Origin of the sequence: Tenacibaculum soleae (assembly GCF_030549005.1) — a bacterium.
Classification (GTDB): Bacteria; Bacteroidota; Bacteroidia; order Flavobacteriales; family Flavobacteriaceae; genus Polaribacter; species Polaribacter soleae.
This window is the reverse complement of sequence record NZ_JAUOSW010000002.1, coordinates 441,396-460,949: the sequence shown is the minus strand read 5'-3', so window position 1 is coordinate 460,949 and position 19,554 is coordinate 441,396. Positions and strand designations below refer to the sequence as shown.

Genomic DNA, 19,554 nt, shown 5'->3' with positions numbered 1-19,554 from the left:
TCTGTTTGAGCTCTTTTTGCTTGGTAAAGCTAAAAAGCGAGGAGTGAAAGCCCGACAATTTTTGCGAAAAATTGTCGCGCCATAAAAATAACTGACATATATTGTAGTAAAAATGATTTACTCGAAGAGCAATATAAATACATTAAAAGCAGAGGGTAAACGAAAGTTGTTAAATCTAACATTTATACATTTTTCAAAACACTATATATATTCAAATATCATCAATACAAAAATAAAAAACAAGTTTATGTAAATATAGAAAAACCATATGAAGCACCCTTAAATCATTATTAATATTCAAAGCAAACAACTTAAGAGTGTTTATAATTGTAATGTTAAGAAATGAATACGTTTTCTTTATTAAAGCAATAAACATATTTTTTAAATTTCAATTATAGAAAACAAGTTGTTTTTATCTTTTTACCCTAAATTTGTACAATACATTTTAAGTAATTTACATGACAACTTTATTTATTAACATTAAAGAATTAATTCAAGTAAGAGAAGCTTCAATAAAGAAAGCTTCAGGTAAAGAAATGAGCATTTTACCTACCATTAAGAATGCTTTTTTACTAATTAAAGATGATGAAATTCTTGATTTTGGTCTTATGGATAATTTATCATCTTCAGCAGATAAAACAATTGATTGTACCGGCAAAATGATTTTACCGACTTGGTGTGATTCTCATACACATATTGTTTACGCCGGTAACAGAGAACAAGAATTTGTTGATAGAATTAACGGATTAACCTACGAAGAAATAGCTAATAACGGTGGTGGAATTTTAAACTCAGCTAAAAAATTACAAAACACTTCTGAAGAAGATTTATACCAACAATCTACTGTACGTTTAGAAGAAGTTATGAAACTTGGTACAGGTTCTGTAGAAATAAAGTCAGGTTATGGTTTAACAGTTGATGCTGAACTAAAAATGTTACGTGTTATTAAAAAACTACGTAAAAATTATAAGTTACCAATCAAAGCTACTTTTTTAGGGGCCCATGCTTTTCCTAAAGAGTTTAAAGACAACAAAGAAGGTTATATTAATTTAATTATTAATGAAATGTTACCTAAAATAGCTGAAGAAAATTTAGCTGATTTTATTGATGCTTTTTGTGAAACTGGTTACTTTTCGGTAGCAGATACTGATCGAATATTAGAAGCTGGTAAAAAATATGGCTTAACACCTAAAGTTCATGTAAATCAATTTACAACAATTGGAGGGGTTCAAGTAAGTGTAAAACATAATGCCTTATCAATAGATCATTTAGAAGTGATGAACACTGATGATATCGAAACTTTAAAAGGTACCGATACAATGCCTGTTGCACTACCTTCTTGTTCGTATTTTTTAAGTATTCCGTACACACCTGCTAGAAAAATTATAGATGCTGGCTTACCTTTGGCTTTAGCTACCGATTTTAATCCTGGTTCTACCCCATCTGGAAATATGAATTTTGTTGTAGCAACAGCCTGTATAAAAATGAAAATGACTCCAGAAGAAGCTATAAATGCCGCTACTATAAACGGTGCTTATGCCATGAACTTATCTGACGAAGTAGGAAGTATTACTATTGGTAAAAAAGCTAATTTTATTGTTACCAAAGATATTTTGAGCTACGGTGCTATTCCGTATAACTTCGGTTCGGTTTTAATCGACTCAGTATTTATTAACGGAAAAGAAATTTAAAATGCTTCAGCTATTTTCTAAAAATGATATCACCAGTTTTGTAAGTCCGCGAGAAGGAGAAACTAAATTAGGACAATCTGTACAAACAATTTCTAATCTTGAAAACATACATCTTACATCTGCCAAATTTGTTATTATTGGTGCCCCTGAAGATATTGGAGTAAAAATGAATTATGGTAATGGCGGAGCTCACACAGCTTTTATCCCTACACTAAAATCAGTTTTAAACACACAAGAAAATCAATTTATCAATGGTAAAGACATTCTTGTTTTAGGCTATTTAAATTTTTTAAAAGAAACTTTAAACTTTGATGGTTCTGATAGAGAAAAAGGCGATTTATTGGTAAAAGCTATTGATAGAGAATTATCCTCTATAATTAAAACAATTATTGAAGCTAATAAAATTCCGATAGTAATTGGTGGTGGTCATAACAATGCTTATGGTAATTTAAAAGGACTATCTGAAGGCAAAAAGCAAGCAATAAATGTAATTAATTTAGATGCACATACTGATTTACGTCGTTTAGAAGAACGTCATAGCGGTAACGGGTTTTCGTATGCAATTGAACACAAGTATTTAAATAAATATTTTATGTTTGGACTACATGAAAACTATACTCCACAATACGTTTTTGATTATATACATACCAATGTAAATATTGATTACAACACCTATGAAGAATTAGAAATTTACAAATCGATTCCGTTTAAAAATGAATTGTTACGTGCCCAAAATTTTATTCAAGAAAAACCTTTTGGCATAGAAATAGATTTAGATTGCATACAAAATTTTCCAAGTAGTGCAATGACACCTAGTGGTTTTACATCACAACAAGCAAGACAATTTGTGCATTATTTTGCTAAAAATAAAAATGCAAATTACATTCATATCTGCGAAGGTGCTCCGGCTGTTATGCAAGATCCTACTGCAACAAATCAAGTAGGTAAATTTATAAGTTATTTAATTACCGATTTTATAAAAGCTAAAAAACATTAATCAATCCAATTTTTAAAATCTTTTACACGTTCTCTACTTACGATAATTTCAGCTTCTGCATACGATTGTAAAATTAATTGTAATCGTGAATTTGTATATGAAACAATATCTTTTATAGCATTTATATGTACAATAAAAGTACGATTTACTCTAAAAAAATTTTCAGGATTTAATTGCTCTTGCCAATGCTCTAGAGAATCATCGATTAAATAATTTCGGTTTGAGTTTGTATGAATATAGGTTGCTTTGTTTTCTGAGTAAAAACATTCAATTTCATCAGCATGAATAATTTTTATATGCTGCCCTACTTTGATTGTAAATCTTTTTTTAAATTTTCTATCAACCGGGTTTATCAATAATTTTCTAATATCATCAATATTTACCTTTACATCTGACTGTTTTGTTTGATTATCTTTAAACTTACCAACAGCAGATTTTAACTCATCTTCATCAAGGGGTTTTAATAAATAATCTATCGAATTTAATTTGAAAGCTTTCAAAGCATATTCATCATAAGCCGTGGTAAAAATGATAGCCGATTTTACTTGTATTTCTTCAAATATTTCAAATGATAATCCGTCTGATAATTGAATATCTAAAAAAATCAAATCAGGATGTTTGTTATTTTGAAACCAATTAATAGACTCTTCAACAGAGTGTAACATGGTTTTTACTTCTATACTTAAGGCAGATAACATTCTATTTAAACGCCTTGCCGCCGGCTTTTCATCTTCAATAATAATTACATTCATTACTTATAAAGTTAGTTTTTTTCCATGTATTCTTTAATCTTCCGCTCTTCCCAGTTTTTACCGAGTAAATTTACAATTCCGAAAGTACTAATGGCATGAAAAATTAAAAATAATCCCCAAATAAAAAACAATTTATAATTACTTGCCTCTGTTAATGCTTCTTTTACAGAAGCTCCAAATTGAATATCTTTATAAATTCTTCTTCCTATAAAAAATAAATTAACCAACACATATACAGCTAAATGTTTATAAAAACTTTTAATATCTTCAACTCTTTTTTGTGCTTTCAAGTATTTTTCTGATTGATTTTTCATCTTTTCAATACTACTACTTATTTTTCGTTCATAAACTCGTTTACTTTTTTGTTTTCCCAATTTTCAAAAAAAGAAATTTTATTTTTAAAAGCATATAGTCCTTGAACTAAAACCCCGAAAGCCCATAATAAACAATTTATCCAAATATTTGATTTCGCCCATTTTAAAGTTCCTTTATTATGAATATGGCTTTCAAAAAAATTAAATATTGTATTTGAAAAAACTGCTAATATTAGCATCATAATTACAAATATTTGTAAGTGATTGTAAAAATTTTTAATTTTTTTTACTCGTTTTTCGGCTTTTATATAGTCATTTGTTAATTTCATAATTAAAAATCATTATCGTTCATGTATTCCTTTATCTTTTTTTGTTCCCAATCTTTCCCAAAAAACAAATTAGACCCAAAAACTCCTAACCAATGAAAAAATAATCCTATCCCCCAAAACAACCAAGTTGAATAGGTTCCGAAATGAGTAACTGCTTCTAGAAAACTAAGTTTATCTTCACTAGTTAAACCAAACACAATAATTCCTGATATAAAAATATTGACAACTATATAAACGGCTAAATGAATATAAAAACCTTTAATTTTTTCAACTCTTTTTTTTGCTAAAATATATTTTTGTTCTTCTGAATAATCTATTTCCATCTTATTTATTATTTTTACCTTCGTTCATTATTTCTTTAATCTTACGTTCTTCCCAGTTTTTCACTATACTTGTTTTACTAAATACAAAAACACTTAAAAAATGACAAAAAAGTCCTGTTCCCCAACCTATTAATGAAAACCAAAACCAATGAAAATGTGGTTCAAATTTTAAATTTGCAAAAATAATTATTGGTATAACGATACAATAAATTGTTAAATGTGTATAAAATCCTTTAATCTTTTTAACTCTTTTTTGAGCTTGAATATATTGCTGTGGTTCTCTATCTTCCATTTTATTTATAATTTTTATCATCTTTCATCATTTCTTTAATCTTTCGTTCTTCCCAATTTTTTCCTAAAAAGATATTGTAATTATTTACTTCTAAGAAGTGGAAGGTTAATCCAACTCCCCATCCAAAAATTGGAAACCAAAACCAATGGAAACCTGGTGAAAATCGTAAATTTATAAATATTAAAAAAGGAATTACAATACAATAAGATGCTAAATTTTGATAAAACTCCTTTAATTTCTCTACTCTTTCAACAGCTCTTACATACTTGCTGTTTTCTATATTTTTTGAATCTAACGACATATTATTTGTTTTTATTAACAGCGGTAAACTCACTGTAAATGTTTTATTGTTATTTTTAATTTCTACTCGTTTATTAGTAATTAAACCATACCTATCGGCTATATTTCTTAATCCAACTTTTGTGCTTTTTCCAATTGCTTCTTTAGGATTAACCGTATTTTGAATTTGTAAAAAACCATCTTGTTCAAAAATGTAAATTTCTAGAGGTTTTGCCGATGAAACTACATTGTGTTTTACTGCGTTTTCTAACAATAATTGTAATGATAATGGTACTATTTTTAAATCTAAGTTACTTACCTTGGTTGGAATATTAAATTGTACAGCATCTTCAAATCGCATTTGTAATAACTCCATATATGTTTTTGCAAACCTTAACTCCTCTTCTAACGGAATTAACTCTTTATTACGTTGCTCTAAAACATACCGATATACTTTTGATAATTTTGTGGTAAATTTTTCTGCCTGCTTTGGATTTTCGCCAATTAATGATGTTAATACATTTAAACTATTAAATAAAAAATGAGGGTCTAACTGACTTTTTAAAGTTTCAAACTTTGCGGTTTCAGTTTTCGCAACTATTTCATGTTGTGTTGTTTCTTGTTTTAATGACGCTTTCCAATTAATCATAAAACTACGTGCATGAAAAAAACTTGCAATTCCTAAAGAAATTATAATCGCAAATAAATGCGACCAAAATAATTTTCCATCAAAAAAATCAGAAAACTTATGTTTAAAAATTAATACAAATTGTATATAATGAATTAACAAAACCGCTATAACAGTATAACAAATAGTTGCAATTATACCTGCCCAAACTCGTTCATTAGTTTGTGTAGCCCAGTTCCACCTAGTATTTAAATAATTATTAATTAATCCATTACCTAAGCCTAATATAAACGAATACATTGCTGAAAACAAGAACACAATTGCAGCACCTTTAAGCGTAAACTGTTGATTTATTATTGTAAAAATAACCCCAAAAACAATTGTAAGTTTTAAACATACTAATAAATCTTTTTTTAAGTCTATAAATGTATTCGATGTATATTTTTGCATTGTATTTGTGTTTCTAAAATTTAATTTTTAAAGATACATTTTTATCAGTAACCTTAAATTTTGCTTGCTCATATTCAGGTGGACCAAAACGATTCATCGCATTGTTAGAAACCCCATAATCTTCTATTGGCATCCCATTAGGTTCAAAATCCATTTTGTCATTATTATTCTTATCATGAAAACAGATAATTGCATATTCACCAGTTGGTACATTTTTAAAAACAGCTACACTTTTGTTCTCTTTTATTTTAGATGAGATAGCTTGTAAAGGTTTACCTCTAAAATTATCTTTTGTAAATAGTGCGTAACTTATTTTTCCTTTGTTAGATGTAGCATTAACTACAGTTGCTGTTATTGTGTTATTTTGAGCAATTATATTTTTTGATATAAAAAGTAGTGTTCCGATTAAAACTAATGTTAAAAATTTCATTTCTTATATTTTTATGGTTAATTACACTACAAATATGCTACTGATCTATCGTTTTTAAAACTAAAAAAAACTGAACCGTATTTTTTTAAGGATGAACTGTAACAATTTGTATTTTTGAGCGACTTGTAACTAATCAACGATACTAAACTTAGTGAATAAAGAATTAGAAAATAAATTTTTATCTGATTTTGAAGCCAATCAAAACATTGTGCATAAGGTATGTAGAATTTATACGACAAACCAAGATGCTCATAATGATTTGTTTCAGGAGGTAACAATTCAACTATGGAAAAACTACAGTAAATTTAGAGGAGATGCTAAATTTAGTACCTGGATGTACAGGGTTGCCTTAAACACAGCTATTTCTTTATACAGAAAATCAACTAGAACAGTAAAAACTAGAGATATTACCGAATATGCTTTTAAAATTAAAGCGGAAGATTATGACGAAACAGAAGAGTTACAACTAAAAGCATTATACAATGCCATTAGAAAACTAAATGATATTGATAAAGCACTAATATTTTTATACTTAGAAGATAAGCCTTATAAAGAGATATCTGTAACCTTAGGTATTAGTGAAGTAAATGCTCGTGTAAAAATGAATAGAGCAAAAGATAAATTAAAAAAAGTATTAAACCCATAATTAATGGATTTAGATAAATATAAAAAAGCATGGAATAATCAACCTGAAGAAACTGATACGGTTTCTAAAGTTGATATCTATAAAATGGCACATTCCAAGTCATCATCAATCGTAAAATGGATTTTTATTATTGGAATACTAGAGTTTTCTTTTTGGTTAATTTTAAATTTTTTTACTTCTAACAGTAGCTATATGGAAGTTTATGAAAAATTAAACTTAATTACATTTTTAAATATTACTTATTATATTCATTATCTAGTGATAATTATATTTTTATATATTTTTTATAAAAATCACTCATCTATTTCTATAATGGACGGTACAAAAGAGTTACTAAAAAAAATATTTAACGTTCGTAAAACTGTAAAAATATATGTTTACTATAACTTAATTACTTTTATCATTTTATCTATTATTGTTAACGTCATTATTTTTAGCGATCAAAATAAATTAAAAGAAGTTTTTAATAATGACAATATTAATATTAGTGATTCAAGCTTTTTTACAATAATGCTAGTTACTCAAATTGTTTTTTTAATAATCTTCTTAGCGCTTTTTTGGCTCTTCTACCAATTACTTTATGGTATTTTATTACGTAAATTAGATAAGAATTACAAAGAATTAATTAGAATAGATAATAATTGCAAATAATTAGTTAAAATCAATAAACTATAACATATAGAATTATTTTTTTGTTTAAAAATTATTTACTATAACAATTTTAATTACTTACTTTTATAAAAAATTAATTTGTTATGAAAACCCTAATTACGTTTAGTATTTTCTTTTATTCACTTTTTAGCTTTTCTCAAGAGTCTAGTTTTTGGAACAACACACGTTTTGGTGGTAGTTTTGGTTTTAGTTTTGGTAGTAATACAACTACTCTTTCTATATCACCTAGCGCTGTTTATGATTTTAATGAAGAGTTTTCATTGGGAGGTAGTATCGGCTACCTATACAATAAAAGTAGTAACTATAGTGCAAATATGTATTCTGCTAGTGTTATTACTTTATACAGACCAATACCAGAAATAGAATTTTCTGGTGAGCTTTTACAATCCTATGTTAGTAAAAAAATTGGTACCGTTAAAGACAACTATAGCTATCCTTCTTTAAATATTGGAGTCGCTTATATTACAGGTAAAGTTACTTTTGGTATTCAGTATGATGTACTATACGAAGAAGATAAAAGCATTTATGCAAATGCTTTTTCTCCTTTTATAAGAATCTTTTTCTAAAAACTTTTAAGCTCTTTTAATAAAACAGTCAACATTGTGTCTGTAAAATCTAAATGCGTAACAATTCGTATTTTCCCTTCCCCCATTGAAATTAATAAAATACCTTTTGCTGCCATTTTATTGATAAAATCCATCGGATCAATCTTATCATCTACATAAAAAATAATAATATTGGTTTCAATAGGCTCGACCTTTGTTACGTATAAACATCCTTCTAAAACAGTTCCTATCTGTTGTGCTTTTTGATGATCTTCTGCCAAACGATTTACATTATTATCTAACGCATAAATTGCTGCTGCTGCTAAAAAACCAGCTTGTCGCATTCCTCCTCCAAATAATTTACGCACACGTAACGCTTTTTCCATATCCTTTTTAGTTCCTATTAAAATAGAACCTACAGGAGCTCCTAATCCTTTAGACAAACAAATAGAAATCGTATCAAACAATTCTCCATATTGCGCAGGAGTTTCATTTTTAGCAACCAAAGCATTAAATAAACGCGCTCCATCTAAATGAAACGCTAAATTATTTTTTTTTGATATTTTCTGAATCTTTTTTAACTCTTCAAAATCCCAGCAAGCACCACCTCCTTTATTTGTGGTGTTTTCTATACAAACTAAACGACTGTATGGTGCATGAATATCTGATCTACCAGATACTGCTTGTTTTAATTGATCGGCTGTAAACATACCTCTATGCCCATCTATTAAATGAGAGGTTACTCCTGAGTTAAATGCAGCGCCACCGCCTTCATAATTATATACATGTGCCCACTTATCACAAAACATTCTATCACCAGGTTGTGTATGTATTTTTATAGCTGTCTGATTTACCATCGTACCTGAAGGAAAAAACAAAGCAGCTTCCATATTAAACATTTTAGCAACCTTTTCTTGCAATGCGTTTACCGTCGGATCAGCACCAAAAACATCATCACCTACTTCAGCATTCATCATTGCCTCCATCATTAATTTTGTTGGTTTGGTAACTGTATCGCTTATTAAATTTATTTCCATTTTTATCTACGGTTTTAAAATGTATTTTTGTTGTATGATTACACACGAACAGTTAAAAGATATTACTGAACGAATTGGCAAGTTAAAAGCTTATTTAGAAATTGACAAGAAGTTAATAGAAATAAATAATGAAGAAGAAAAAACTGCCGATCCTGATTTTTGGAGCAACCCAAAAGAAGCTGAAGTTTTAATGAAATCCCTTCGACTTAAAAAGAAATGGGTTTCAGATTACAACAATGTAATCACATTAAACGAGGATCTTACAATTCTGTATGACTTTTATAAAGAAGGTGAAGTTGATGAAAATGAAGTTATAGAACAGTTTGAAAAAACGGCTACATTTTTAGAAGATATTGAGTTTAAAAATATGCTTTCTGATGAAGGAGATAATTTAAGCGCAACCATTCAAATTACTGCTGGTGCTGGAGGTACCGAAAGTTGTGATTGGGTAGAAATGCTGATGCGCATGTATACCATGTGGGCAGAAAAGCAAGGTTTTAAATTAAAAACACTCAATTACCAAGCAGGTGATGTTGCAGGTGTAAAAACAGTTACTTTTGAGATTGATGGCGATTATGCCTTCGGATGGTTAAAAGGTGAAAATGGCGTGCATCGTTTGGTGCGTATTTCTCCTTTTGATAGTAACGGAAAACGACATACCACATTCGGCTCTGTATATGTTTTTCCTGTGGCTGATGATAGTATTGAAATTGAAATAAATCCTGCTGATATAGAAATTGTTACTGCACGTTCTAGTGGTGCCGGTGGACAAAATGTTAACAAAGTAGAGACAAAAGTGCAACTAACACATAAACCAAGCGGAATTCAAATTCAGTGTTCTAACTCACGTTCACAACACGATAACAGAGCAACTGCCTTAAAAATGCTAAAATCGCAATTATATGAAATTGAATTACAAAAACGTTTAGCTACAAGAGAAAACATTGAAGCAGGTAAACTTAAAACCGAATGGGGAAGTCAAATTCGTAATTATGTAATGCATCCTTATAAGTTAGTAAAAGATGTACGAACGGGACATGAGACTGGTAATGTAGATAATGTTATGAATGGAGATATTAATCCGTTTTTAAAATCCTATTTAATGTTAAACGGACAAAAAGATAATTCATAATAAAGTTCTCGCTATAATTTTCTCTTAAAATCGAAAATCACTCAAACTGATAAAAATTAAACAAAATGATACAAATATTTCACAATAATAGATGCAGTAAATCACGTTGCGGATTAGAAATTTTAGAAAACTCTGGTAAAAAATTTGAGGTTATAAAATACTTAGACAATGTTCCTTCTGAAAAAGAGTTAAACGAAATTATTAGCTTATTAAATATTACTCCTATTCAGTTAGTTCGTAAAAACGAAAAAATATGGAAAGAGGAATTTAAAGGAAAAGAATTATCCGACACAGAAATAGTACAAGCTATGGTTAACAACCCTAAACTTATTGAGCGACCAATTGTTATTAATGGTAATAAAGCCGTAATAGGTCGTCCACCAGAAAATATTTTAGAAATTATTTAAAATAAAACTCCCAATTTCTTGGGAGTTTTATTTTTTTATAAACTTCGATTCTAAAAAACCTAAACCATAGCCTATAAATTGCGTAAAAGAAGTTATAATACTTAAAAAAGCTACTTTTATATTTTTATTCTGAATTAATGCATCTATAAATAATAACGTAAAGTAAAATCCATAAAAAGCAATAAACTGCCAATAACCAAAACATGCAAGAATAATACTAATATCAAATCCGATAATAAATAAAGACGGAAACCAATACGTAATCTTAGCAGTTTCTGGATATTTTTTATTTAAAATTGGTCTTGCTGTTCCGAATGAATATGTTTGTTTAAAAAACTGACCTATTGTACTTCTGCGTTTATGATACACAAAGGCTTTTTCTATTAACTGTGTTTTTAAATCGTTTTCCCATAAACGAAATGTTAAATCGATATCTTCACCCGTTTTCATTTTCGAAAATCCGTTTGTTTTACTAAAAGCTACTTCAGATAATCCTAAATTAAAACTACGAGGTTGAAACTTACCAATACCTTTCTTTTTACCTCTAATTCCGCCTGTAGTTAAAACCGACGTCATCGAATAATTAATAGCTTTTTGTAATGGTGTAAAACTTTTATGAGCAGCATCTGGACCGCCATAAGCATCTGTAAAGTTATTTTCTAAAGCTTTTTTTACTTCGGATAAATATTGTGAAGGAACAATAACATCACTATCTAAAATGATAAAGTAATTTCCGGTAGCTTGTTGCATTCCATAATTTCTACTTGCTCCTGCTCCGCTATTTTCTTTATAAAAATAGTTTAAATTAAGTTTATCTTTATAATTGTTTACAGTTTTTTGTGATGAATTGTCTGAACCATCTTCTACAATAATAACTTCAAAATCATCTAAAAAATCTTGTTTTGTAAGACTTTCTAATAACTCATCTATCTCTTTCGGACGATTGTAAACAGGTATTATTAAAGAAAATTTCAACTTCATTAAACTACATGGTTATTTTTTATTTGTGCAGATATTCCATTCCAAAGATTAATTCTTTTTTTAAGAGATTCTTTTGCATAAAATAAAACATCATTCCATTTTTGTTCATCATTACCACATAATTCTTCAATCATTTGTAAAGATAATGGACCGTGTTCATCTCCATCTAACTCTATATGCCTTTTTAAATAATAAGTTAACTTACTATAGTTTAAACTTGTATTTTCTTCTGTATTCTTAATAATTTCTAAAAACATATCAGGAATAACATCTTCTCTTCCAAAAGTAAAACTAGCCGCTATAATATGTGGTTGTTGTGTATCAATAACATTAAAAGAAAACAATACAAATTCTTTAACCTCGTTTAAAACCGAGCCTTCATTTAATGATTTTTCAATCGTATTTCCGTCAATAATATTATTTATAAAACTAGCTATTTCAATTGTACTTGCCTTAGCTTGTTTCATTGCATCAATATACATTTCAAAATGACTTTTAGGCTCTCCTAATTCATTTACATCTGTTTCCTCTCCTAAAACTATTTCATTAATAAATCTTGCCGTTTTAGAATTTACCACAGGAAACCATGGTAACGTAGTACATGTTAATTTTTCTTGTAAGGCTTTTAATAGCGACATAAAATCCCATACTGCAAAAACATGTGATTCCATAAATATTTTTACATCATCTATATTTTTTAATGATGTATATAATTCGTGGTTTTTTAATTGTTTTCTTAAAGGGGCTAGCTCCTTTTCAATACTTAAAATAGTATTCATTTTAATAATTTTATTCAATAAAAATGCAAACCTAACGATTTGCATTTTTATTATATTCTAAGTTTTATAAAAACTACTCAAACTTTTCCATCACAGCATCACTAACTCCCATATTTGAGAAACCGCCATCATGAAATAGGTTTTGTAAAGTTACCTTTTTAGTTAAATCAGAAAATAAAGAAATTGTATAATCTGCACACTCTAAAGCGGTTGCATTGCCAAGTGGAGACATTTTTTCGGCATATGATATAAACCCATCAAAACCTTTAACTCCTTGCCCAGCCGTGGTTGGTGTTGGTGATTGAGAAATGGTGTTTACACGTACTTTTTGATCGCGTCCAAAAAAGTAACCAAAACTACGAGCAATACTTTCTAAATAAGCTTTATTATCTGCCATATCGTTATAATCAGGAAAAACTCTTTGCGCTGCCATGTAAGTTAACGCAACAATACTTCCCCACTCATTCATAGCTTCTTTATTGTATAAAACATTCATTACTTTATGAAAAGATACTGCTGAAACATCCCATCCTTTAGTAGTAAAGTCATATTTAGAATCGGTATAATGACGTCCTTTACGAACATTAACCGACATACCAATTGAGTGTAAAACGAAGTCGATTTTACCTCCTAAAATTTCCATCGATTTTTCAACTAAGTTTGTTAAATCATCCATTGAAGTAGCATCTGCTGGTATAATTTCTGAACCTGTTTTAGCAGCTAACTCTTTAATTTGCCCCATACGCATTGCTATCGGTGCGTTGGTTAAAACAAATTCGGCACCCTCTTCATGCGCACGTTCTGCAACTTTCCATGCAATAGAATTTTCATCTAAAGCTCCAAAAATGATTCCTTTTTTTCCTTTTAATAAATTGTACATATTTATGTGTTTTAATCTATAGTTGTTCGTTTGTTAAACAAATATAGTTTTAATTTAATAATTCTTTTGCATGTGTTAATGCACTTTCAGAAATGTCTTTTCCACTTAACATTTCTGCTATTTCAACCACTCGCTCATCATAAGATAATAACTTTAAATTAGAGGTTGTAACTCCTTTTTCTTCGCCTTTAAATACTTTGTAATGCTGTACTCCTTTTGCGGCTATTTGTGGTAAATGTGTAATGGTTATTACTTGCATATTTACGCCCATATCTTGCATAATTTTTGCAATTTTATTTGATACTTCTCCTGAAACTCCTGTATCAATTTCGTCAAAAATAATAGTTGGCAACTGTATGTTTTCTGATAGTATTTTTTTGATAGAAAGCATTATTCTAGATAACTCTCCACCGGAAGCCACCTTTTTAAGCTCACCAAAGTTTCCGCCTTTGTTTGCTGAAAACAAAAATGATAATATGTCTTTTCCGTTAGTAAAATACTCTTCTGAATCACTTAATTCAATTAAAAAACGAGCATTAGGCATTCCTAACTCTTTAAGTAAAGCTTCTAACTGCTTTTTCAGTTTTGGAATCGCTTTATTTCTAGATTTAGTTATCATCGCTGCTACATCATCTAATTTTTTAGCAACCTCACTTATTTCTTTATTCTTAGCTTCAATTATAGTTCCAGCATCTTCAACCTGTGCTACTTTTTTAGCTAAGGATTGGTGTATAATTTCTAATTCTTTAATAGAATCTACCGAATGTTTTTTTTGTAAATTATAAATTAATTGTAATCGATCATTTAATTCTTCAATTTCATTCGGATTAAAATCAACATTCTCATTTTCATTTTCTAGCTCAGTAACCACATCGTCTAACTCTAGTTTTATACTCGTTACTCTACTGGCTATTTCTTCATACTTTTTTGAATAACTATTTATTTTTTGCAAGTTATTTTCTAATGAATACAGTAAATTTTGTAGCCCTATTTCTTCATTTGTTGTTATAGCCAGAGCTTCTGATAAACTAAGTTTTATTTCTTCAATATTATTTAAACGCTCTAGTTTTTCTTCTAATTCTTGTTGCTCACCTTTAATTAATTTAGCTTCTTCTAACTCATTAAATAAATGCAAATTATACTCATACTGTTCGTTAGATTTTTCGGTTTCAGTCTGAAGCGTTTTTAACTCTTTTTGTAATTGTGAGTATTTACGTATTCCTCTTTTGTAGGATGCTATTTTTGCTTGATTTTTTGCCAAGGCATCAATTACCGAAAACTGAAAACTTGTATCAGATAATTGCATGGTTTGATGCTGCGAATGAACATCGATCAACTTTGTTTTTAAAGCTGTTAAAACCGATAAATTTACTGGCGTATCATTTACAAAAGCTCTTGATTTTCCTGAGGGAAGAATTTCTCTACGGATAATTGTTTCCGCTTCATAATCAACATCTAACTTTTCAAATAAACTTTGTAAAGCATAGCCTTCAACAGCAAATTTAGCTTCGATAATACACTTTTTTTCAGCATTTTTTAACGATGATAAATCAGCACGATTTCCCATAACCAAGCCTAAAGCTCCTAGTAAAATTGACTTTCCTGCTCCAGTTTCACCTGTGATGATTGATAAATCTTTTGAAAAATCAATCGACAACTGATTGATTAATGCGTAATTATGTATGGTTAAATGTGTAAGCAAATTTCATCTTTTTTAAAAGATAAAAATACGTATTTTAGTGGATATATATATACTTAAAAATAAGAGATCTTTATTGTTTTTTTCTTCTTGATAATAAGTTACCAATTATAATTGATAAAAGTACAAAAGCTAATAAAAAGCTTTCAATACTATTGAGCTTATCATTAATAATTCCTCTAGAAATCACATATAACATTATGATTGTAAGAATTATGACAAAAACTATTCTCTTCATTTTTAATTAATTGTTTTCCACTTATTTTTATAAGTAGGCGCAATTTTATCTAAAACACTCAACATTTTTTGTGTATTTTTAACTGGCTTTCCATCAGAAAAAACACTTGAGATTTCATCACCTTTTGCATCTAAAAAAATACGAATCATGTAATTACCTATACCAACATTATATAATTTATCTAACATTATTACATTGTTTTGTATAGTTTCTTTCGCTTTGGTTTTGTCTTCTGAAAAATAATCAAACCCTTTACGATGATAGTTGTAATAAATAGTTCTTAGTGTACTAAATTTTGAAGATAATAAATTATCAATTAATGCAAAACGGTTTTGTTTACCTACTTCATTTTGCCAACCCAATTCTCCATTTGATTGTGCTTGTAACATTACACTTTCAGCTACTTTTAAGTATTGTGTACCGCCTTTTAAAGCAAAGGTATCAGCATCTACACCTATGATTGTATATGCATAAAATGCGATTAATGAAACTAACTTAGAATCGTAATTATTAGGATTAAAATTTAATGGATCAAACTCGTTATAACGAAAATTAAAATTGGTGTCATTAATATTTAAAACAGGTGTTGCGTAACTAGAATTATATACTGGCCGTGTAGATTGTACCTGCAAAGTTGCTTTAAAGTTATTGCCACTTTGTTCATTTACGATAATGGTAAATGCGCAGTTAATTTTTTCTTGCTGTTTATATTTCTTATTAGTCCATTGCTTATCATTTATAAACTCGGTTAATGATTTTTGTAATGTTTCATAAACTTGTTTATTACTACTTTGAACTTTGTCGGTATTTATAACAACTAATGCGTTTAACTCTTGTGAATTAACTGTAAAAATTGATACTATTATAAAAAAAGAGAATATAATTTTACGCATTTACTATAAGTTTGTTTATCAAATTGATTTTAATTTAAGTTTCATAAAATCAAAACTATATTAAAAAGCATCGATTTTTTTAACTAATTTTATTGATGATTTCATTTACAATATCAACAGATACTGCTCTTTTTGATTTTAATTCAAATGGTTTTTGATTAAAATCGGCATCAATAATTGTAATTTTATTAGTATCAGTTGCAAAACCAGCTCCTTTATCTTGTAATGAATTTAAAATAATTAAATCTAAATTCTTTTTGGTTATTTTACGCTTTGCATTTTCAACTTCATTATTAGTTTCTAGCGCAAAACCAACTAATAATTGCTGTTTTTTTGCTTCACCTAACGATTTTAAAATATCTTTCGTAGGCTCTAACTCTATTACTAACGCTGAATCTTTCTTTTTTATTTTCTGAGTAGCTACATTTTTTGGACGATAGTCTGCTACAGCAGCCGATAATATAGCAATATTAACATCTGCATAATATTTATGGCAGGCATCGTACATTTCTTGAGCTGATTTTACATCAACTCGATGAATAAATGAGTGTTTTACTTTTTGATGTGATGGACCAGCTATTAAAAAAACTTCTGCTCCTAAATTAGCTGCTGTTTTTGCTATTTCAAACCCCATTTTTCCTGAAGAATGATTTCCTATAAACCTCACTGGATCAATCGCTTCATAAGTTGGGCCTGCTGTTATTAATACCTTCTTTCCACGAAGTGGTAATTTAGATACGATATCTTTTTCTATAAAAGAAACAATATCTTCTGGTTCAGCCATTCGTCCTTCACCAACTAAACCACTGGCTAGCTCTCCTGAAGCGGCAGGAATTAAAATATTACCAAAACTTTGCAATGTATTTAAACTCACTTTTGTTGATGGGTGAATATACATATCTAAATCCATCGCAGGTGCAAAATATACAGGGCATTTTGCTGATAAGTAGGTTGCTAATAATAAATTATCACAAGTTCCGTTTGTCATTTTAGACAAGGTATTTGCGGTTGCCGGAGCAATTATCATAATATCAGCCCAAAGTCCTAAATCAACGTGGTTATTCCATAATTCATTTTCATCTTCTTTTTCGTAAAAAGTTGAATGAACTGGATTTTTTGATAAAGTAGAAAGTGTAAGTGGAGTAATAAAATCTTTAGACGCAGGAGTCATTATTACTTTGACTGCTGCGCCCGATTTTATAAATAAACGAACTAAGTTCGCTGTTTTGTATGCGGCAATACCTGCGGTAACGCCAAGTAATACTTTTTTACCGCTTAATACAGACATATTATTCTGCGTCTGGAGTTCTGTGATATACTTTATCGTTTAACCACTCTTCAACTGCAATAGCGTGAGGTTTTGGTAAACGCTCGTAAAACTTAGAAACTTCAATTTGTTCTTTGTTTTCAAAAACTTCCTCTAAACTATCGTTATACGTAGCAAATTCATCTAACTTATCAACTAATTCTTTTTTTAAATCAGAATTAATTTGATTTGCTCTTTTAGCGATAACTGAAATAGCTTCGTAGATGTTTTCTGTTGGAGCTTCGATAGCTTCTTTGTTATAAGTAATAGTACTTAATGCCGCTTTCGTTTCTTTATAATCCATTTTTTAACTTTTAACTAATTGTTCTTGTTCTTTATTTAATGTTGCCAACATTTCATTTGACTCTTTCATGAATTTAGATTCAGGAAAGCTTCTCTTTAACTTATCGTATGCTTTTATCGCAGCTTTAATTCTTTCAGGTTTTCTACGTTGTGTACTTTTTAACACAAAATCGTGTGTAGCCTTTAAACGATAGTACAATGCTTCTTCTTTGTATTTTGTCCCTAAATAATCTTCCAATAAATTATCAAAAGCTACAATGGCAGCCCTGTAATTTCTAGAGTCATATCCAGCTGTAGTATAATATACTTTTGCTATTTCAAAAGCCTTTTTTTCTAATTTATTACGCAATTCAGCATAATATTTATTAGCCTCTTCTTGCTTATCTGAATTTGGATATTTATCAATAAAAGACTGAAAAGATTCTAGCGCTTTTTGAGTATCTGTTGGATCTAAACTAAAACTAGGAGCTGCTTTATAATAACTCAATGCTGATAAAAATGCAGCCTCTTCTCTTTTAGAACTTTTAGGATAATTTTTTGTAAATCTATTAAAATAATATCCTGCCAATCCATAATTTTTTTCATTAAAATTAGATTGAGACACCATATATTGAATACGTTCCATTTGTGGTTTACCACGGTAAGAAGGCGTTATTTTTTCAAACAAACGTAAAGCTTTGCTGTATTTTTGTACTTCGTACATTTTTACAGCCATTTTATATTGTTCTTGTACTGTACCTTTATTTAATGCTCTATTATATTCTCCACATGAAGATACAATTAAAAGCATTACAATTAAATACGCTAAATTTTTAATTTTTTGCATTTGGCAAAATTAGTGATTAAATATGGATTATTAAAACGATTTTTTACTCTTAATAGAGTATTGCAATAAACTATAAATCTGTTATAATAATAAGTAATAGTTCCTAAATGTTTGTTAATCTTATAAAGCTGTATCGGCAGCTCCTTGAGCTACAATTTGCTTTACATCATTATCAAACAAATACAAACCTCCTTTGTCATCACCTATTAGGTTTATTTTATCTAAAATATTTCTTGCTAATGCTTCTTCTTCAATTTGTTCAGATACATACCATTGTAAAAAATTGTGAGTTGCATAATCTCTTTCTTCTAAAGTAATATGTACTAAATCATTAATTGATTTTGAAACCATTACTTCATGATCAAACAAGGTTTGAAACATATCTTTAAAAGAGCCAAACTCTGCTGGTGGTGCTGCTAAATCAGAAACTAATGCATGTCCTCCTCTTTCGTTTACAAACTTTACTAACTTTAACATGTGCATACGCTCTTCATCTGAGTGTGCGTACATAAATTGTGCTACACCTTCAAAACCTTGAATTTCAGCCCAACATGCCATTGATAAATATACTTGTGATGATTCTGCTTCTATTTTTATTTGCTCGTTTAAAGCTTTTTCTATTGCTTTTGATAACATATTTTTATTTTTTTTATTAATTTTTAGCTTTATAATAACTTATATAAAGATTCTTAACAAAGATGCTAAAAAAAGACTACAATTAAAAA

General features: G+C 28.9%; 25 protein-coding genes. 7 read left to right on the top strand and 18 right to left on the bottom strand.

Translation table 11 applies throughout. The features are described from left to right. Window positions 1-458: 458 nt before the first annotated feature. Both hutI and Q4586_RS04545 read left to right on the top strand, forming a co-directional pair. A complete protein-coding gene (hutI, locus tag Q4586_RS04550; protein ID WP_303526727.1) occupies window positions 459-1,691 on the top strand; it encodes an imidazolonepropionase in 1,233 nt (410 codons plus the stop codon). Between the two features lies 1 nt (window position 1,692). Further along, complete coding sequence (locus Q4586_RS04545) at window positions 1,693-2,688, top strand: formimidoylglutamase (protein WP_303526724.1); 996 nt, start codon at window positions 1,693-1,695, stop codon at window positions 2,686-2,688. Here Q4586_RS04545 and Q4586_RS04540 read toward each other — a convergent pair. Genes Q4586_RS04540 through Q4586_RS04510 form a run of 7 tightly spaced genes read right to left on the bottom strand, consistent with a single transcriptional unit; the run spans window position 2,685 to window position 6,485 of the window. Further along, window positions 2,685-3,440 (bottom strand): LytR/AlgR family response regulator transcription factor, encoded by a 756-nt coding sequence (locus tag Q4586_RS04540; protein ID WP_303526721.1) that lies wholly within the window; start codon window positions 3,438-3,440, stop codon window positions 2,685-2,687. The two genes, Q4586_RS04545 and Q4586_RS04540, sit on opposite strands and share 4 nt — an antisense overlap. 11 nt (window positions 3,441-3,451) lie before the next feature. Then, window positions 3,452-3,754, bottom strand: coding sequence for a 2TM domain-containing protein (locus Q4586_RS04535; protein ID WP_176714967.1), 303 nt, complete (start codon window positions 3,752-3,754; stop codon window positions 3,452-3,454). Between the two features lie 17 nt (window positions 3,755-3,771). Further along, window positions 3,772-4,083, bottom strand: coding sequence for a 2TM domain-containing protein (locus Q4586_RS04530; protein ID WP_303526716.1), 312 nt, complete (start codon window positions 4,081-4,083; stop codon window positions 3,772-3,774). 2 nt (window positions 4,084-4,085) lie between these two features. Then, complete coding sequence (locus tag Q4586_RS04525) at window positions 4,086-4,406, bottom strand: 2TM domain-containing protein (protein WP_068704788.1); 321 nt, start codon at window positions 4,404-4,406, stop codon at window positions 4,086-4,088. 1 nt (window position 4,407) lies between these two features. Then, window positions 4,408-4,719 (bottom strand): 2TM domain-containing protein, encoded by a 312-nt coding sequence (locus Q4586_RS04520; protein WP_303526711.1) that lies wholly within the window; start codon window positions 4,717-4,719, stop codon window positions 4,408-4,410. Next, entirely contained in the window at window positions 4,700-6,055 is a 1,356-nt protein-coding gene (locus Q4586_RS04515; RefSeq protein ID WP_303526710.1) for a 2TM domain-containing protein, read from the bottom strand. The genes Q4586_RS04520 and Q4586_RS04515 overlap by 20 nt, the downstream gene beginning before the upstream one ends. Window positions 6,056-6,068: 13 nt before the next feature. After that, window positions 6,069-6,485: a DUF2141 domain-containing protein gene (locus Q4586_RS04510; protein ID WP_068704009.1), complete on the bottom strand. Its 417-nt coding sequence runs from the start codon at window positions 6,483-6,485 to the stop codon at window positions 6,069-6,071. A gap of 151 nt (window positions 6,486-6,636) precedes the next feature. Between Q4586_RS04510 and Q4586_RS04505 the strand changes: the two genes are divergently transcribed. The 3 genes from Q4586_RS04505 (at window position 6,637) to Q4586_RS04495 (ending at window position 8,369) form a co-directional block, all read left to right on the top strand. After that, complete coding sequence (locus Q4586_RS04505) at window positions 6,637-7,131, top strand: RNA polymerase sigma factor (RefSeq protein WP_068704010.1); 495 nt, start codon at window positions 6,637-6,639, stop codon at window positions 7,129-7,131. Between the two features lie 3 nt (window positions 7,132-7,134). Next, window positions 7,135-7,782: a DUF8845 family protein gene (locus tag Q4586_RS04500; protein WP_068704011.1), complete on the top strand. Its 648-nt coding sequence runs from the start codon at window positions 7,135-7,137 to the stop codon at window positions 7,780-7,782. A 104-nt stretch (window positions 7,783-7,886) separates the two neighbouring features. Beyond that, window positions 7,887-8,369, top strand: coding sequence for a hypothetical protein (locus Q4586_RS04495; protein WP_303526703.1), 483 nt, complete (start codon window positions 7,887-7,889; stop codon window positions 8,367-8,369). Here the strand turns inward: Q4586_RS04495 and Q4586_RS04490 are convergent. Continuing rightward, window positions 8,366-9,385 (bottom strand): threonine aldolase family protein, encoded by a 1,020-nt coding sequence (locus tag Q4586_RS04490; RefSeq protein WP_303526701.1) that lies wholly within the window; start codon window positions 9,383-9,385, stop codon window positions 8,366-8,368. The two genes, Q4586_RS04495 and Q4586_RS04490, sit on opposite strands and share 4 nt — an antisense overlap. Before the next feature lie 34 nt (window positions 9,386-9,419). Between Q4586_RS04490 and prfB the strand changes: the two genes are divergently transcribed. Further along, the gene (gene prfB / locus Q4586_RS04485; RefSeq protein WP_303526698.1) at window positions 9,420-10,517 is read left to right on the top strand and encodes a peptide chain release factor 2; all 1,098 of its coding nucleotides are present in this window, start codon (window positions 9,420-9,422) and stop codon (window positions 10,515-10,517) included. A gap of 65 nt (window positions 10,518-10,582) precedes the next feature. After that, entirely contained in the window at window positions 10,583-10,924 is a 342-nt protein-coding gene (gene arsC, locus Q4586_RS04480; RefSeq protein WP_303526696.1) for an arsenate reductase (glutaredoxin), read from the top strand. 27 nt (window positions 10,925-10,951) lie between these two features. On the opposite strand, the gene Q4586_RS04475 is transcribed toward arsC, so the two are convergent. From Q4586_RS04475 to Q4586_RS04430, 10 genes are all read right to left on the bottom strand, one after another. Beyond that, the gene (locus Q4586_RS04475) at window positions 10,952-11,905 is read right to left on the bottom strand and encodes a glycosyltransferase family 2 protein (protein ID WP_303526695.1); all 954 of its coding nucleotides are present in this window, start codon (window positions 11,903-11,905) and stop codon (window positions 10,952-10,954) included. Beyond that, entirely contained in the window at window positions 11,905-12,684 is a 780-nt protein-coding gene (locus tag Q4586_RS04470) for a DUF3050 domain-containing protein (RefSeq protein ID WP_271406129.1), read from the bottom strand. Before Q4586_RS04470 ends, Q4586_RS04475 begins: the two co-directional genes overlap by 1 nt. A gap of 73 nt (window positions 12,685-12,757) precedes the next feature. Beyond that, a complete protein-coding gene (locus Q4586_RS04465; RefSeq protein WP_068704018.1) occupies window positions 12,758-13,564 on the bottom strand; it encodes an enoyl-ACP reductase FabI in 807 nt (268 codons plus the stop codon). Window positions 13,565-13,613: 49 nt separating this feature from the next. Continuing rightward, window positions 13,614-15,266 (bottom strand): DNA repair protein RecN, encoded by a 1,653-nt coding sequence (recN, locus tag Q4586_RS04460; protein WP_068704021.1) that lies wholly within the window; start codon window positions 15,264-15,266, stop codon window positions 13,614-13,616. Between the two features lie 70 nt (window positions 15,267-15,336). After that, entirely contained in the window at window positions 15,337-15,501 is a 165-nt protein-coding gene (locus Q4586_RS04455) for a hypothetical protein (protein ID WP_176714969.1), read from the bottom strand. Between the two features lie 2 nt (window positions 15,502-15,503). Then, window positions 15,504-16,394 carry a type IX secretion system protein PorD gene (porD, locus tag Q4586_RS04450; protein WP_068704023.1) on the bottom strand — a complete coding sequence of 297 codons (891 nt, stop codon included), beginning with the start codon at window positions 16,392-16,394 and terminating at the stop codon, window positions 15,504-15,506. A gap of 79 nt (window positions 16,395-16,473) precedes the next feature. Continuing rightward, window positions 16,474-17,682: a bifunctional phosphopantothenoylcysteine decarboxylase/phosphopantothenate--cysteine ligase CoaBC gene (gene coaBC / locus Q4586_RS04445; protein ID WP_303526691.1), complete on the bottom strand. Its 1,209-nt coding sequence runs from the start codon at window positions 17,680-17,682 to the stop codon at window positions 16,474-16,476. A gap of 1 nt (window position 17,683) precedes the next feature. Further along, entirely contained in the window at window positions 17,684-18,004 is a 321-nt protein-coding gene (locus tag Q4586_RS04440) for a DNA-directed RNA polymerase subunit omega (RefSeq protein ID WP_068704026.1), read from the bottom strand. A gap of 3 nt (window positions 18,005-18,007) precedes the next feature. After that, window positions 18,008-18,829, bottom strand: a complete 822-nt coding sequence (locus Q4586_RS04435) for an outer membrane protein assembly factor BamD (RefSeq protein ID WP_068704027.1) — start codon at window positions 18,827-18,829, stop codon at window positions 18,008-18,010. Window positions 18,830-18,949: 120 nt separating this feature from the next. Beyond that, window positions 18,950-19,465, bottom strand: coding sequence for a ferritin (locus Q4586_RS04430; RefSeq protein ID WP_068704028.1), 516 nt, complete (start codon window positions 19,463-19,465; stop codon window positions 18,950-18,952). Between the last annotated feature and the right edge of the window lie 89 nt (window positions 19,466-19,554).